General features: G+C 37.9%; 14 protein-coding genes. 5 read left to right on the forward strand and 9 right to left on the reverse strand.

The window, feature by feature from the left end; genetic code table 11:
* Positions 1-57: 57 nt before the first annotated feature.
* Positions 58-1,032 (reverse strand): sucrase ferredoxin, encoded by a 975-nt coding sequence (locus FJR06_RS04200; RefSeq protein WP_015079044.1) that lies wholly within the window; start codon positions 1,030-1,032, stop codon positions 58-60.
* Positions 1,033-1,757: 725 nt separating this feature from the next.
* On the opposite strand from FJR06_RS04200, the gene FJR06_RS04205 reads away from it, so the two are divergent.
* Entirely contained in the window at positions 1,758-2,726 is a 969-nt protein-coding gene (locus FJR06_RS04205; protein ID WP_041457733.1) for an ROK family protein, read from the forward strand.
* Positions 2,727-2,780: 54 nt separating this feature from the next.
* Here the strand turns inward: FJR06_RS04205 and FJR06_RS04210 are convergent, their stop codons facing one another.
* Both FJR06_RS04210 and FJR06_RS04215 read right to left on the reverse strand, forming a co-directional pair.
* Positions 2,781-5,384, reverse strand: a complete 2,604-nt coding sequence (locus FJR06_RS04210) for a type I secretion system permease/ATPase (protein WP_015079042.1) — start codon at positions 5,382-5,384, stop codon at positions 2,781-2,783.
* A gap of 32 nt (positions 5,385-5,416) precedes the next feature.
* Positions 5,417-6,175 carry a peptidylprolyl isomerase gene (locus FJR06_RS04215; protein WP_015079041.1) on the reverse strand — a complete coding sequence of 253 codons (759 nt, stop codon included), beginning with the start codon at positions 6,173-6,175 and terminating at the stop codon, positions 5,417-5,419.
* A gap of 445 nt (positions 6,176-6,620) precedes the next feature.
* Between FJR06_RS04215 and FJR06_RS04220 the strand changes: the two genes are divergently transcribed.
* Positions 6,621-7,961, forward strand: coding sequence for a 16S rRNA (cytosine(967)-C(5))-methyltransferase (locus FJR06_RS04220; protein ID WP_015079040.1), 1,341 nt, complete (start codon positions 6,621-6,623; stop codon positions 7,959-7,961).
* 227 nt (positions 7,962-8,188) lie between these two features.
* On the opposite strand, the gene psb35 is transcribed toward FJR06_RS04220, so the two are convergent.
* Positions 8,189-8,383, reverse strand: a complete 195-nt coding sequence (gene psb35, locus FJR06_RS04230; protein WP_015079039.1) for a photosystem II assembly protein Psb35 — start codon at positions 8,381-8,383, stop codon at positions 8,189-8,191.
* A gap of 83 nt (positions 8,384-8,466) precedes the next feature.
* Positions 8,467-10,842 (reverse strand): transglycosylase domain-containing protein, encoded by a 2,376-nt coding sequence (locus FJR06_RS04235; protein ID WP_371723385.1) that lies wholly within the window; start codon positions 10,840-10,842, stop codon positions 8,467-8,469.
* 263 nt (positions 10,843-11,105) lie between these two features.
* On the opposite strand from FJR06_RS04235, the gene folK reads away from it, so the two are divergent.
* Both folK and FJR06_RS04245 read left to right on the forward strand, forming a co-directional pair.
* On the forward strand, positions 11,106-11,594 hold the full coding sequence (gene folK, locus FJR06_RS04240) for a 2-amino-4-hydroxy-6-hydroxymethyldihydropteridine diphosphokinase (protein ID WP_015079037.1): 489 nt from the start codon (positions 11,106-11,108) through the stop codon (positions 11,592-11,594).
* A gap of 99 nt (positions 11,595-11,693) precedes the next feature.
* A complete protein-coding gene (locus FJR06_RS04245) occupies positions 11,694-12,242 on the forward strand; it encodes an NUDIX hydrolase (protein WP_015079036.1) in 549 nt (182 codons plus the stop codon).
* Positions 12,243-12,272: 30 nt separating this feature from the next.
* On the opposite strand, the gene FJR06_RS04250 is transcribed toward FJR06_RS04245, so the two are convergent.
* Positions 12,273-13,052 (reverse strand): phosphate ABC transporter ATP-binding protein, encoded by a 780-nt coding sequence (locus FJR06_RS04250; RefSeq protein ID WP_041457730.1) that lies wholly within the window; start codon positions 13,050-13,052, stop codon positions 12,273-12,275.
* Between the two features lie 153 nt (positions 13,053-13,205).
* Here FJR06_RS04250 and FJR06_RS04255 point away from each other — a divergent pair, with 153 nt between their 5' ends.
* Positions 13,206-14,432: a lipopolysaccharide assembly protein LapB gene (locus FJR06_RS04255; RefSeq protein WP_015079034.1), complete on the forward strand. Its 1,227-nt coding sequence runs from the start codon at positions 13,206-13,208 to the stop codon at positions 14,430-14,432.
* Positions 14,433-14,874: 442 nt separating this feature from the next.
* On the opposite strand, the gene FJR06_RS04260 is transcribed toward FJR06_RS04255, so the two are convergent.
* The 3 genes from FJR06_RS04260 to cysT are packed head-to-tail and all read right to left on the reverse strand — an operon-like array spanning position 14,875 to position 16,889.
* Positions 14,875-15,141, reverse strand: coding sequence for an NIL domain-containing protein (locus tag FJR06_RS04260; protein ID WP_148760713.1), 267 nt, complete (start codon positions 15,139-15,141; stop codon positions 14,875-14,877).
* Positions 15,142-15,193: 52 nt separating this feature from the next.
* Entirely contained in the window at positions 15,194-16,033 is an 840-nt protein-coding gene (gene cysW, locus FJR06_RS04265) for a sulfate ABC transporter permease subunit CysW (RefSeq protein WP_168650888.1), read from the reverse strand.
* Positions 16,020-16,889, reverse strand: coding sequence for a sulfate ABC transporter permease subunit CysT (cysT, locus tag FJR06_RS04270; RefSeq protein ID WP_015079030.1), 870 nt, complete (start codon positions 16,887-16,889; stop codon positions 16,020-16,022). Before cysT ends, cysW begins: the two co-directional genes overlap by 14 nt.
* Positions 16,890-16,944: the final 55 nt, after the last annotated feature.

Raw genomic sequence — 16,944 nt, forward strand, 5'->3', positions numbered from 1 at the left:
TTTATCTTCCAAATGCTTCGCCCCTACTGACCACTGACGACTGACTCTTAATATATATTAGCTATAAGTTGCTACTTTTTTAGCTACAAGCCAAAGATTAGATACAGCATATTTCACATATACTACCTCTCTTGAAGCATCACAAGAACCTTTGAGGGTTTGTGTTTTTATATCATCTTTTACAAGTTTGGCCTGGTAAGTATAGAGAGTTCCAGAAGGTTGTTCAAAACTTAACTCACCTAAAATTGTCTGATTATCTAGGCTTTTCTCCAGAATTTTCCCTGTGACTTTATAGTTAAACCAATCCCAACCTAAACGCAGCATGAGTTCTCTTTCCAAAATTTGCAAGGGATTTGGTAAAATTCCCCAACCGCGATAAACTTTATTTAAACATTCTATATTTCCAGTTTGGGTAAGAATTGATTTAAAGGTATCTTGATCCAGAACTCCGTAATATCTGCCTTGGGGAAAATCTATGGCTGTGGGTGCAAATCTATGTCCACCAAAGTGACTTGATCTCCAAATTCTGAGATGATTTAACTGTAAATCAAAGATGGTATTTTGAGCATGAAAGTAAAAAGGATTGCCATATTTTGCACAACATTGATCATGGCTACCATGGGTACAAACTAATATATCTCTTGTGGTATTGGATGCTATTTCATCATCAACACTGACTCCAGTTAACCATTTCCTGACTACTCCTGCTACTTGTTCAATATTTGGTAATTTAAATTCTTGTTTTCGGTATCCGTTACTTGATCCCTTTTCTTGCTGATAAATTAATAAAGTTGTTTGTTCTTCCCTGTGTGTTTCATCATTAGCAATTAATAGAAAATGAATTGATAATTTAGCACGTTTGACATCTGCAACCAAAATCCGTAAATTATCTGGAACCCATTTAGAATTAAAGGCTTCAGAAACCCAAGGGGTAGGACATTCTACTAATATATAGGTTTGGTGGTTGGTAGCACTACCAATAACATCTTCTTGTATTTCTCGTGAATGATCAGCACAAAAAAAATTATTCATTGACACTTACTCAAATATATATTTTATGAACAATTGTTAACAAAAATCTAGGTAGACACTTTATCAAATTCTGATTTTTCCCAGTCTTTCCGGTTAAATAAATGCTCTTTCCCAAAATGTTAAGAATTCAAAATATCATTTTTTTTACATTTAACAGGGAGATTTTCGAGAATATCTGGAGCTAATTTATCGCTTTTTCGATTAGTATTCTTCATCCTTAGTCTTAATCGCTGAATTCTGAGATTTAAACTTTTCCCTAAATGATCTAAATAGAAAATCCGATCCTTTGTCTGTATACTTAATGACATACATTCACTAGCTTTTAAATTATAGCTAAATTTATCCATATTGCGAAATATTCTCAATTGATTGTGAAAAAAATATAAAGGCTACAAACTTTCTTTTGATCTAATCACGTATTTTGACTCTAACCCAACTCAATTGCTAAAGCAACTATTTTCTTAAATAAATTCTACAAAAATATATCTTTACATTAATTTATCCTTCATAAAAATTAATAATATTCATAATCTAACAAAAACCGATCATAAGTATCATTGGATTTACAAATGTAATAAATAAGATTATACATAAGTTACAAGAATAATTAATACAGAAATATTTTTATGCAGACAGTAAAGATGGTTTCATCGTGAACTACAACAAAATTGTGATTAAGTAATAATGGTGAATGGTTGTTTTGTCAATTCCCTATTTTTAATTATATGACATTAATTTTAGCTCTGGATTTTGGTGGCACAAAATTGGCAGCAGCAACAGTAAAGGGTGGTGCGAAGGAGTGGTTGTACCATGAATCACGGTTTTCACCCGCAAATGGTGATGCTTTGACTGATTTAGAAATTATGCGATCGCTCATTGATTCCGTGCTAAAAGGAAGGAAACCGGATGCCATTGGTGTCAGCTTCGGTGGTCCAGTAGATGCAACCACAGGCTTAGTCCGCTTATCTCATCACGTTCCTGGCTGGGAAAATGTTCCCCTCAAACAAATACTCGAAGAAGATTATTATACACCTGTCAGTATAGATAATGATGCTAACGTTGCTGCTGTTGGTGAACATCGCTTTGGGGCTGGACAAGGATATGATAGCCTATTTTATATTACAATTAGCACTGGTGTCGGTGGAGGGTGGATACTTGACGGCAAGCTTTGGCGGGGTGCATTAGGCATGGCGGGAGAAATTGGACACATGGTAGTAGATCCTAGAGGTCCCTTATGCTTATGTGGAAAACGGGGATGTGTAGAACGTTTAGCTTCGGGTCCCTACATGGCGCAAAATGCCCGGGAAATGCTGGAGAAAGAACCACCCAGTGCTAACGGCAAAGTCAGGGGAGACGTACTTAGGTATTTGACAGGTAATGATCTCAACTTACTTACAGGCAAAGTCATTAGTACCGCCGCAGCCAACGGAGATGAAATAGCACAAGAGGTATTATATCGGGGTGCTTGGGCGTTGGGAGTCGGTATTGGTAATGTAGCCAATTTGATGAATCCCCAACGGTTTGTTTTGGGTGGTGGTGTCACCAAAGCTGGGGATAATTTCTGGACTGTGGTGCGGAAAGTAGCTAGGGAAACCGCACTCCCAGAGGTGAATTTTGAGATTGTGCGGGCATTGTTGGGTGATGATGCACCTTTGTGGGGGGCTGTGGCTTTGGGTTTGAATGTGTTAGATTAAATTCTTTTTCTCACGCAAAGGCGCAAAGACGCAAAGAATAATCAAGAGTTTCCTTTAAATATTCGCTTGTTGTCTTTGATAAAGTGACCAGTACAAACCTTTTTGTTTTAAGAGTTCTAAATGTGTTCCTCGTTCGGCTATTACTCCTTTTTCCATGACTAATATTAAATCGGCTCGTTTGAGGGGGGCAAAACGGTGGGCAATTAAGAATACTGTGCGGTTAGAGGAAACATTTTTGAGGTTTTGTAATACTTGTTGTTCGGTTTCACTATCTAAGGCGCTGGTGGCTTCATCTAATATGAGAATTGGTGCAGACGTTAGAAATAATCTGGCTAATGCTATGCGTTGTCTTTGTCCTCCAGATAATGCTGTTCCTCTTTCTCCTACGTTGTTTTCATAACCGTAAGGTAGTTGACTAATGAAGTCATGGGCTACTGCTAATCTGGCTGCTTCGACAACTTGTTCGGAGGTAATATCTGGATTTCCTAATGTGATGTTTTCTAAGATTGAACCATTAAATAAAAAGTCTTCTTGGAGAACTACACCTATTTGTTGTCGTAAGGATGCTAAGTCAGCACTTTTGATATCAAATCCATCAATTAGAATCCGTCCTGATTCAATTTGATAAAGTCGTTGAATAATTTTGGAAAGGGTACTTTTTCCTGAACCACTTCTGCCAACAATGCCTACAAATTGTCCGGGTTCAACATTAAAAGAAATTCCTTTTAATACTGGTTCGGTGTTGGCATTATAGCGAAAGAAAACTTGATCAAAGTTGACTTCACCTTTGAGGGGTGGTAATACTAATCCTGTTCCTGCTTCTGTTTCTGGGGCAGCGTTGAGAATATCACCAATTCTATCTACTGATAATAGAACTTGTTGGAGATTTTGCCATAACTGCACTAGCCGTAATAGTGGGCTGGTCACTCTTCCTGATAACATTTGGAAGGCGATTAATTGACCAATTGTTAGTTGATGATCAATTACTAATTTTGCCCCAACCCACAGGATGATTAAGGTGGAAAAGTTAGTCAGAAAGTCACCAATATTACTACTAATATTGGATGTAGTTGAGGCTTTAAAACTGGTACGAATAAACCGGGCAAATAAACCTTCCCAGCGTTCTCTTGCTATTGGTTCGGCTGCATGGGCTTTAACTGAATGAATGCCGGTGATTGTCTCGACTAAAAATGATTGACTGTCCGCACTGCGGTTAAAGGTTTCATTTAGCCAATTTCGCAAAATTGGTGTCGTGACGATGGTTAAAGTCGCAAATAATGGTAATACGGCTAAGGCTACAAATGTCAGGGGAATGTTGTAATAAAACATCAATCCCAGGTAAACTACAGCAAAGATACTGTCAAGAATGACGGTTAAGGCTGTACCTGTGAGAAATTGGCGAATTTGTTCTAATTCCTGGACTCTAGCGACTGTATCGCCCACTCTCCGCGACTCAAAATAAGCTAAAGGTAAACGCATTAAATGGCGAAAAAGTTGGGCGGATAAACTCAAATCTAAACGCCGGGCTGTGTGGGTAAATATGAATAGCCGCAGCATACCCAGAATAGATTCAAATGTCGCCACTAGCAAGAGAGCGATCGCCATCACATCTAAGGTGGCTAAACTCTCCTGTACCATCACTTTATCAATGATGACTTGAGTAATTAATGGTGACGCTAATCCCAATAATTGCAAGGTAAATGAAGCTATTAAAACCTCACCTAACAAACCCCGATATTTCCAAACTGCGGGAGTAAACCAAGCTAAATTAAATTTCTCTTGTTGGGAAATTAATTCAGCTTGCCATAATGTCCCATTCCAACAATTTTCTACTACAGATTGCGGTAATTGTTCACAACTATAATCAGGATTTTGGGGATTAGCAATAATTAAATAATTGCCTTTCATTTGATATGCTACTACCCAATTTAATTGGTTATTTTTACCTTCCTGATTACTTTGATTCCACAACAACAAAGCGGGAAAAGTTAATTGGCGTAAATCACTCCAACTAACCTGCAATTTCCGCAACACTAACCCTACTTTTTCCGCAGCTTCTACCAGATTTTTGGGTTTTTGTCCCCGCAGTTGGCGTTGTACCCATTCCAATTGCACAGGATTTTGTAAATGTTGTGCCACCATTGTTAAACAAGCTGCACCTGTATTCCCACTTCCCACAAAGGGATAATTGGAAATTATCGGTGGAGAAGGTGGGGAAGGAGGTAGAGAAATGGGAGAATTAGCAACTGGTAAAATGGCTTCTGTTTCCTCTACCTCTAGTGAATTTGTCCAAAATTCATCAATTTGAGAATTGACAAACTTTTTCCATACAGCCGAATTCCAACACACTACTACTACTTCCTTGCTGGTAGCGATAGCTTTACAATCAGCAAATATTTGTTGACAGTTACCAAACCAATCTCCTGTTTGTAAAGTAGCTACAGTTTTATTTTCTTCTTCTTCTCGTAACCGGACTTTACCAGTGACAATGAAGAACTGATAACTTCCCTCGTCAAAGGCATCACCACCTAATTTTTGTGACCAAATTTTTTCGCCAAGTTTGTAATTACGAATTTCCGCTTGCTGTTTTAATTCGCTTTTTTCTTCAGCATTTAGCCAGGATAGCGGCGGTTCATTCCAGGGTAAATTGTTTAACACATTTATTAGTTAAAATTGATTATTGAAATGTTTTAATCTACTTGAATTCTGACTGTAAGATCCTGAATTTTATCCCCTAGCCATTTCTCAAATAGCTCATTTTTTAGTGATTGTTGTAATTGAGGATCTTCTAAAGATGCTGGGAGAATTTGTTCTAATCTAAATAAGGCAAAACGTCCTTCTATGTCTATGGGATTGATCAATTTTCCTGGGGTGGTTGCGTCTACAGCCGCACGTAATACATCTGGGATAGTTCCCCGACTAATTGGTCCCATCATGCCATTGAATACTCGTTCATCTGCTAATGAATACTCTTTTGCTAGTTGTTCAAAACTACTTCCTTCTTCAATTTGAGTTTGTAGTTCTTCGGCTAATTCCCGACTATCAACTAGAATCCGTGAAAGGATGACTCTATCTAAGTAAATCTTCCTTTCAATAAAGTATTCTGGTAATTTTGATTCTGTGACTAATGCTTTGAGTTTCTCTAATTGAAAGCTAAAGGTAATAGATGTATGAAAAGTTGTATAATCTGTACTATTACTTATTAGCCATTCTTGAAATTTTTGTGGATCAGTTAGTTGATTTTTTAAGCGAAAATCAATAATTGTCTGTTCAATTAATGCCGAACTAATTTCGATATCTGTTCTGGTATTAATTTCTTGTACAATTACGTGCTGACGCAAGACATCACCAATAAAATTCCCCAGTTTACCCGATATTTGTAGATATTTAACTACTTCAGCGAGGGCAATTCCTTGGTCATTTACAGTCAAAAAAGATGAAGATTCCATGAAGTAATTCTGAGCATAAAACTAAAACATCTATAAGACTTTCCATTAAATAATAGAGAAAACAGTAGGGAATGATATCTAGGAATAATAAAGATTCGATAAATTAAATATGTAATTAATATTTGGTGATCAAATATTCTAATTTTTTGATTAATAGTGAACTCAATGATTTTAGATGATTACTATTTTTTATCTGTAAGCAATATGACCAAAATCAAAATGATTTTGCTGTCACTCAATCCAACATCAGACATTAGAGGTATGTTAAAGAAAGTGCTAAACTATCTCTATCTGGGTATATTTTCTTCAACTTACAACCAATTTCCATATAAAGTTTTACTATCGTTTTTATACTTCCAATCTTGTTTGGTAATTGTGATAAAAATATCTTGTATTCCTGTAACCTTTTAGCTAACCTGCAACTTACTTAATTTAAGTTAATTTCATGACCAATCCCCGTCAAGTGGCTTTTATTGCTCTCAAAGAAGTTCATAAAGGAGCTTATGCTGATGTTGCTTTAGATAGAGTGCTACAAAAGTTTAAGTTACCCGACAATAATCGGCGGTTAATGACAGAATTAGTTTATGGGAGTGTGAGAAGACAACGCACCCTTGATGCTATCATTGAGCAACTTGCTACTAAGAAAATTCAGCAACAGCCAAAAGACCTCCGCACCATTTTACATTTGGGTTTTTACCAACTGCGTTATCAAGAAAGAATTCCCGCTTCTGCGGCTGTAAATACTACTGTTGAATTAGCAAAGGAAAATGGTTTTCCTGGTTTAACTGGTTTTGTCAATGGTTTATTACGTCAATATCTCCGACTTGCAGAAAAATCTTCAGAACCGCTAAATTTACCGGAAAATCCGGTCGAAAGATTAGGTATTTTCCACAGTTTCCCTAATTGGATTATTGAAGTTTGGTTAAAAGAATTGGGTTTTGAAGAAACAGAAAAACTCGCTAATTGGATGAATCAAACCCCGACAATTGATTTACGGGTAAATATTCTTCGCAGTTCTTTAGAAGAGGTACAATCAGCTTTTGAATCTGCTGGTGTTTTAGTCAAACCCATTCCCCATTTACCCCAAGCTTTACGATTAATTGGTCATAACGGGGCAATTCAAAATCTACCTGGTTTTAATGAAGGTTGGTGGACTGTCCAAGATAGTAGCGCTCAATTAGTTGGTCATTTGCTTGACCCTCTGCCGGGGAATGTAGTGATTGATGTTTGTGCGGCACCAGGGGGAAAAACTACCCATATTGCCGAATTAATGGGAGATAAAGGCAAAATTTGGGCTTGTGATCAAACTGCTTCCCGGTTACGCAAATTAAAAGAAAATGCCCACCGTCTAAATTTACAATCTATCGAAATTTGTGCAGGAGATAGTCGCAACTTACCGCAATTCTACGATTCTGCTGACCGTGTATTAGTTGATGCTCCTTGCTCCGGTTTGGGGACTATGCACCGTCACGCTGATGCGCGTTGGCGACAAACACCAGATTCTGTGCAAAAACTTTCCCAACTCCAAAAAGAACTCCTATCACATAATGCAGGTTTTGTCAAGGCTGGTGGTGTTTTAGTTTACGCAACTTGTACGCTGCATCCAGCGGAGAATGAACAGGTAATTACGGAGTTTTTAGCCGCAAATCCCCATTGGCAAATTGAACCTCACTCTTTTGATTTATTTAATGATACTGCTCCTGGTTGGTTAAAAGTCTGGCCTCATCAACAGGATATGGATGGTTTTTTCATGGTGCGCTTAAGAAAAACTCAGGATTTCGAGTGAATACCAATACTGATTGTAAGATTTAACAGTTTTGCGTAATTCCCCACCCTCAATGTACTCCTCTCCCAATTGGAAGAGTTGAGCAAGTCTAGTGCAACTAATCCAGTAGCCTACACTACACTGCTCAAACAAATTCAAACGCTTTACCGTTTTTGGGTTGACCTACAGAATTAGGGAGGCAGGAGGCAGGGGAGAATATTTCTTGCCTATTGCCTATTGCCTATTACCTACTCTTTTTCAACCTTGGGGATAATGTTGGGACGATCTTTATTTTCCCAACCGGGGGGACGTTTGGAGTTGTACCAAGCAATTGAACCGATGGTGACAGCAGCGATAAAACCCACCACATACACCAAAGTAAACGCTAAGGGAAAGTGATTTCCAGTGTCTAGCACTGGGACTTGGAGCAATAAATAACTCATGATTATATTCGGCTAATGTAGGTTACAGTTCTTCATAAAGTATAAACTCAGCGAATCCCCTACATCTACCCTAGGAAAAATCTTTACGGTGAAGAATTGGGCTTGAGTCTTTCCCTCCAGGAAGGTTGTGATGATGAAGATCCTTGAGAATTATTCTCTACAGGGGAAGATGACTTTACCTGACCTGATTCTTTGCTGCTCCTGCGTCGTGAACGAGATGATTTAGGAGTAGAGTCGCTATTAGATTCTTCCCTGCGATTGCTTCGTCTTCTGCTAGAGGAAGCCAGTGGATCATTATTTTGTTGACTATAGCGTCGTTTCCGTCTTGGTCTACGTTCTGATGAATTTGCCGAATCTTCCGACTGATTATTGGTTCTTCTGCGTCTGCGTCTGGTTGATGAATCAGAATTGTCGGTATTGTCCTCATCTGATTTTTGATCATAATCATCAACCGATTTATGGAGAATTTTTTTCGGTTTGAGAGGTTGGGCTTTGATAGTACCTTTGCGATTTTCTAAATTAGGTCGGGGTGGAAATTTTTCTACCGGCATTCCCTCTACGGCTTTTTCCATAAATTCATGCCAAGCATAAGCTGCACTACCACTATTACCATAGGTAGGGGTGTTATCATCATTCCCTAACCACACCCCAGCCACTAACTGAGGAATATAACCAATAAACCATAAATCACGGGATTCATCGGTAGTGCCTGTTTTGCCGGCAACTTGTCTATCATCTAATTGAGCCGCAGCACCAGTGCCATCGGTGACAACATTTCTTAACATCCAAGTCATGATGGCGCTAGTATCAGGATCTAAAACTTGCTTAGATTCATATTTGGCTGACCAAATGACATCTCCTTCGCGGTTGAGAATGCGCCGAATGCCATGAGCTTCTATATAATTTCCTTGGTTGGTAAATGTACCATAGGCGTTGGTTAATTCTAATAAGTTGACTTCATTAGAACCAAGAGCCAAGGAATAGTTAGGTTTGAGTTCTGACTTAATGCCCATGTCATGGGCAAGTTTAATGGTGGGTTCAAAACCTATTTCTATTAAGAGTTTTACCGCAATTGTATTGATAGACTTGGTGAGAGCGTCTCTGATATTTAACCAACCAGAGAATTTGTTATGGGAATTTTTTGGCTCATAACCATCTATTGATAAAGGTTCATCTAAATAACTATCGTAGGGACTTTTACCAGTAGCGATCGCTGTAGCATAGACGAAACCCTTAAAAGTAGATCCTGGTTGTCGTTGGGCTTGAGTTACACGATTAAACTGGTTTTTGCTAAAGTCTTTACCACCTACCATGGCCTGAATTTCCCCACTCCGAGGATCTATGGCAACCATGGCCGCTTGTTTAAAGTTTTGCCACTGACCTTCATTTTTTAATATTTTAGCAACTGCGGCTTCTGCTGCTTGTTGGGAAATGGGGTTTAAGGTTGTTTCTACTACTAAACCACCACTAGCTAAGACATCAGCGCCCAGGTACTTGGGCAGTTCTTTCTGAACATAGCTAGTAAAGTAGGGAAAATTAACTTGTAACCGTTTGGGTAAACTGCTGTTAACTGTTAATGCTTCTTGTATAGCTGCTTGTTTTTGTTCCGGTGTAATTATGCCATCTTCTAGCATCCGCTGTAACACCAAATTTCGTCGTTCTGTAGCTATTTTGGGGTTTTTATCGGGTCCATAGACGTTAGGTGCAGGAGCTAAACCAGCCAGGGTGGCCATTTCTGATAAAGTCAGTTGATCTACGGATTTACTAAAGTATACCCAAGCCGCATCTCCGACACCGTAAGCTCCAGAGCCTAAATAAACGAGATTTAAATAACGTTCGAGAATCTGATCTTTAGTCAATTGTCGCTCTATTTTTTGGGATAACCGGACTTCTTTGAGTTTACGCCAAAAGGTTTTTTCTGGTTTAAGGAAGAGAATTCGCGCTACTTGTTGGGTGATGGTACTACCACCTTCTCCTATATTTTGCGATCGCAAATTATTGATAACTGCTCTGGCAATTCCTTGGGGATCAAATCCATTGTGTTGATTAAATCTTCTGTCTTCTGAAGCAATAAAAGCTTTTTTTAAAGTATCTGGTATTTGCTCTATTTTCAGCACTTCTCTGGTAGCTTCTCCCTGCTGTTGTAGAACACTACCATCACCAGCTTTAATTGTCAGAGTTTGCTCTCGTACCAATGCTCTGAGTGCAGACTGATCTGGTAAATTTTTATCTATTTCTAAGATTGTGTAATGGAAAGCAATGATCCCACTACCAACACCTAACCCAGCCCAAAACCAAAAACGACGATAAAAGGGTTTATCGCTGCTGGCAATTTTGCCCAAGATTCCCGATGATAGAGTTGTCATCTGGGTGATTAACTGCTTTGCCTTCACCTGCATTCTCGGTAGTAAGTTTTCATTTGTGGACTCGTCATTTTGTTGATGATTACCTAATGGCAATGGCAGTTTCTCCTGTTTGGTTTGAACGCAACATTTCTGCGTTAATATAATAACCCATATAATACCTCATAAATCATTAACTTAATTCAGTGGTAATATATGTTTTCTACAAAGCTATATTATTGATATTAATATCATTTATGACAATTAAATCATGCAATTTTTGCATAAGAGAACTCCGAAAATCACAGAATCATCATGAATTTTCCTCCCTGTGTCTCCCTGCTCCCTTCAGTTCAACAATTAACTAGGAGTCCGATAGAATGCTAAACAATGCGGCTAGAACTGCGATCGCTCTCGGTAGTAACATTGGCAATTCCCAAGGCATTTTAGCAGGAGCTTTAGAAGCTTTAGCTCAAACATCCGGCATAACTATAGAAGCCAAATCGAGTTGGTATCGAACTAAAGCCATAGGACCAACTCAGCCTGATTACTTAAATGGTTGCGCGATCTTACTTGTGCAAATGTCACCACAGACTTTATTACAACAACTACTAACAATTGAACAAAAGTTTGGGCGTGAGCGTCAGGAGCATTGGGGGCCACGCACCCTAGATTTAGATTTGTTATTATATGATGACTTAATTTTACATCAGCCAAACCTGCAAATTCCCCATCCCCGCATGACTGAACGAGCTTTTGTTTTAGTTCCTTTAGTAGAAATTGCTCCAGATTGGATAGATCCTATATCTCAAAGAGTAATTCGAGATTTACTGCTAGAGATAGACACGAATGATGTACATTTATTGTAGCGGGTGAAAAAATTACCATTTTTGCCACCCAAAAAGAACTGATAACCACAAAAAACCCCCGTATACGTTCTCTGTATTCACAGACGGTAGAATTTTACTATGCCATTAGGTAGAGAATTACCACAGTTGCTGAAGCAACACTTATTTTATAAAGGACGCAAATTTAACTTTGAAGTTAATCGTTTGCGTTTACCCAACAAATCTGAAGGGGAATGGGAATGTATTCGTCATCCCGGCGGTGCTTTGGCTATACCCATAACCGCAGAAGGTAAGCTTGTACTTGTGCGTCAATATCGGTTTGCAGTCCAGGGAAGACTGTTAGAATTTCCAGCGGGAACTGTAGAACCCAATGAAGATCCTTTAGAAACAGTTAAACGGGAAATTGAAGAAGAAACTGGTTATCATGCTCGTCAGTGGGATAAGTTAGGAGAATTTTTTCTTGCTCCTGGTTATTCCGATGAAATTATCTATGCTTTTATTGCTAGAGATTTAGAAAAGCTGGAAACACCACCAGAACAAGATGAAGATGAAGACATAGAAACAGTATTACTAACTCCTGAAGAATTGGAAAAAGCCATTTTGACAGGAGAACCTGTAGATGCTAAATCTATTGCTAGTTTTTTCCTGTTGCGTTCATTTTTAAAGTAGGGAACAGGGGGCAGGGAGAAGAGGCTATAATTATCGGGAATAACTACCAGCGTAATCGCGGATACGATAATCTGTGGCTTGAGCTAAAACTTTTTTAGTTGATGCAAATTCTCGTAATTGTCCCACATGATTTTCATTGTATTGAAATAAAGCTGTAAAATCTGCGAGACGAGAGACTTGCTGGATGTTTTGAGAGATAAATATAATTGTCAGTTCAGAACGCAAACACTCAATTAGTTCTTCAATTTTTGTGGTGGTAATGGGATCAAGTCCACAACAAAGCTCATCCATCAGAATAACTTGAGGTTTAACGGCTAAAGCGCGAGCAATGCACAACCTTTGTTGTTGTCCACAAGAGAGTTCCAAAGCTGGTTTATAGAGCTTATTTTTGACTTCTTCCCAAATATCCGCAGATTTAAGAGCTAACTCGACAATTTCATCTAATTCTGATTTTGGTCGCCAGCCAATTAATTTTACACCGTAAGCAACGTTATCATAACTGCTCATGGGAAAAAGATTGGGTTTGGAGTAAATTGTACTAATTTGACGACGGAGACGATTGAGATTAATCCGCCGTTCATAAATATTTTGCCCAAAAAATTCGATTTTTCCTTGGGTTTGGACTTCTCCCTCTAAGTCACTCATGCGGTTGAGAGACTTCAAAAAAGTAGATTTCCCGCAACCACTAGGTCCCATAATGGCAATAATTTTATTTTGGGGAATATCCATTGACAGATTTTCCAGAATTTTTTGCTTATTGTAGTAAAAACTAAAGTTTTTGACACTTATGGCGGGAATTATTTTACTCATATTCAAGAATAAGGATTTAAGAGGAAGAAAGAAAAAAGCCGAAAATTTGGCATCAGAATACTTGTAAAACTTGATATTTGCTTATAACCTAAATTATGCCCTCTATTGATCTACAATGCTGCGTTTAATTAATGTAAAAAAGGTAAATTAACCATGATACAGCGGTTTATTTTCATCATTACTACTATCATTGTCTGGCATTTGTGTATTTCTAACACATTAGCCAAAGAAAAAAAAATTGAAGATTTGGATAAGTTCCCTCCTAGTCCCTTAGAAATAACTATAACTGACCCGATATTGCCAAATTTACCAGATAAACGGGAATTAACATTAACAGAATTGGAAAAATTAAAGACGGATTTAGATGGATTAAATCAAGAGGCACAGGTGACACTACAAGGAGAAGATAAAAAGAAAGCCTTTGAGATTTGGAATCGTGAACTAAGATTGAGACGCTTTTTAGGCACATTGTCTGAGGTAGAAGCGTTATCAAGAGTGGGAGAAATCGCTTGGAATCAAAATGAACGGGAACAGGTGCGATATATTAGTCAGCGATTACAAGTAATTCAAAGCGAGATAGGAAAACAGAAAAGTACCGATTTACAATTATGGCAATCCCTGGGGAAAGCTTATCAAAAAATCCGGTTTCCTAAATTGGGAATATTGGCTTATGAACAAATTTTGATCTTAGTAAAACAACAACAAGATTCATCTGGAGAAATGGAGACTTTAAAAAATATTGGAGAATTACATTTAAGTTGGTTTGATTATCCCCAAGCTGCTAATACTTACCAAAAACTGTTAGATTTAGCAATTAATCAGGGTGATAAAACTAATGAATTAGGATATTTACAACAGTTAGCTTATATCTATTCCCAAGGAAAACAACCACAAGCAGCAATAGATATATTAAATAAATTAGTCCAAGTTTATACTCGTGAACAAAATTTGAGTCAAATTCCAGCTTTGAAATTAGCGATAGCTGCAAATTATGAATCTCTAGCTCAAAAAGATCCCAATTTAAAACAACAGGCTTTTGATAATTATCAAGCAGCTTATACTGGTGCATGGCAATTAGAACAATACGCTAAAGCTGGAGAAGCATTAGAGAAATTAATTACTTTTTATCGTTCACAAAAACAGATAGATGCGGCTTTACAAACTAGCCAAATTCTCATAGAAACACAAACATTAGCTAACAATTCTTATGGTTTAATGTCAGCTTATGACCAAATTGGTGACTTATATTTAGAACGCCGAGAATCTACACAAGCATTAACAGCATTTCAGAAAGGATTAGAAATAGCTCAACAACTTAAATATCAAGAATTATACTTTACTCAAAAAATTGAAAAGTTAAAACCTGAGATAAAAATGTAGAGAATATCAAGATAAATAAAAAAGTCCGCTAACGCGGACTCTGGACATTGGATAAGGTTAAGTTGTCACCAAGAGAGCCTACAAGATGTTAGACTTATTTATATTTTTACTAATTGATTTGAGAAAATCAAGTGGTTTGATTTAAGAATTAGGACATAATTCCGATATTTATGTCTGAAAAAAAAGGAGTTTATTGATGATTATTTTTACAGATGGATATCTCCCATTGCTTAAAAAGGTGAGGAATCTGAGAAATTGCGGACATAACTAAGATTGTTTTGTCTAAGAGGATGCTTGAAAAGTCTTTGGTCATGTATCCAAAATCTTGATATCCCCCTAAATCCCCCTTAAAAACGGGAGTTAGGGGGGATATTGATACAACTGAGCGATAATTCTCCTCCATCTCCTGTGGCTCTGTTGCTTAACCTAAGCTACAATTTTTTCACCAATCACTAATGCTATTTTCATCCCAAACTTGCAATTTCAATTCTTGTAAATAGGTTAACCCATTGTGAATTTGTCCATTTGTTCCTTGTAAATCTAAATCAAACCAACCATCACCTACAGCATCCTGTCCGAGAATTGCGGCTTTGATATTCACAGTCAAGCCATATTCTGAAACTAGGCGAGAAATTACAGGTTCTTGATGATGATCTTGGGGAATTCTGACGCGAATTCGCTTGTTTATCAGGGTATTTTCACTACTCATAACCACCTCTAAGATGTAATTTAATAGTTGTCTAGAAATTACCTATTACCCATTATTCAACTTCTTTAATTTCAGTTTTTCGTTCTATGATTTCCTTCAGAATCAAGGTGATAACTGCCAGAAATGCTAACAATACAGCAGCAGAAAAAGCAGCTTCTGTTTCATATTGTTTGTAAGCATCTTCCACAAATAATGGTAAAGTCTGGGTTGTATTGGCAATGTTACCAGATACCACAGAAACTGCACCAAATTCACCCATGGCTCTGGCATTTGTCAAGATTAAACCGTAGAGTAACCCCCAACGAATACTCGGTAAAGTTACCCGCCAAAAAGTTTGCCAATCGTTTGCACCTAATGTTCTGGCAGCTTCTTCCTGATCTTTGCCAAATTCTTCTAAGACAGGAATTACTTCTCTGGCCACAAAAGGCATACTCACAAAAGCGGTAGCCATAAGCATCCCTGGAAAAGCAAAGACAATTTTAATATCATGGGCTTGTAACCAAGGACCAAACCAGCCCTGTCTCCCGTACAATAAGACTATCATTAGCCCAGCGACGACTGGGGAGATGGAAAAGGGCAAATCAATGATACTGAGAACTATAGCGCGTCCAGGGAATTTATGTCGAGCGATCGCCCAAGCCGCGCATAATCCAAATACTGCATTTACAGGGATAGAAATCGCAGCTAGTAATAAAGTTAACCAAGCTGCGTGGAGAAATTCCGGTTTTGCCAGGTTAGATAAAAATGGTCCAGTTCCCTTTTTGAAAGCTTCAAAAAAAACATTAATAGCTGGAATATATTGAACCAGAAATAGGTAGGAAATTGCCACGCCAATTAAAACTGCCGGTACCCAACTCTGTTTTTTTGGTTTTCTGATTTTATCTATTGTCATATCTTCTTGCCCAAGCTTGTAAGAAATTAATTGCTAATAACATTACCAAAGAAATTCCTAATAAAACCACACCAATTACAGTTGCACCAGCATAGTCATATTGTTCCAACCGCTGGAAAATTAACACAGGTGCAATCAAATCTTTATAGGGTGTATTAGAAGAAATAATTACTGTTGAACCATACTCCCCAACTGCGCGGGAAAAACCCAAAGCTACACCAGTTAAAATTGTCGGAAATAAAGGCGGTAAAATCACTTTCCAAAAAGTTTGCCATTCAGAAGCACCTAAACTCCAAGCAGCTTCTTCAATTTCCGATTCCATTTCTTGCAGAACAGGTTGCACAGTTCTTACTATAAAGGGTAACGATATAAATATCATTGCCACTCCTACCCCCAAGCGAGTAAAAGATACCTTAATCCCCATTGGTGCTAACAATGAACCCAACCAACCATTCTCACTGTAAACTGTTGCCAGTGTTAAACCTGCTACGGAAGTTGGCAAAGCAAAGGGTAAATCTACTGTGGCATCAATAATCCGTTTCAAAGGAAAATCGTAACGCACTAATACCCAAGCAATCAAAGTTCCAAACACACCATTCAGCAAAGCTGCAAATAATGAAGTAACAAAGGTAACATTATAAGTTGCTAATGCTAACTCGCTGGTGGCAATTTCCCAAAACTTCGCAGGAGCTACCGTACCAGCTTTGAGAAACATGGCCACAATGGGAATAAATAACATCACAGTTAGATATCCCAAAGTAATCCGCCAAGTCCAAGGAAGATGAATCAAATTATCTACAAATACCTTCCAAATGGGAGGTTTAATATTAGTTTTTACAGCCGCAGATTCAGTCATAATTTTGTTAGTTGTCAGTTTTCAGTTGTTAGTAGGGGCGAAGCATTTGGAAGAT

It is taken from the genome of Dolichospermum sp. UHCC 0352 (genome assembly GCF_009711925.1).
GTDB lineage: Bacteria > Cyanobacteriota > Cyanobacteriia > Cyanobacteriales > Nostocaceae > Dolichospermum > Dolichospermum lemmermannii.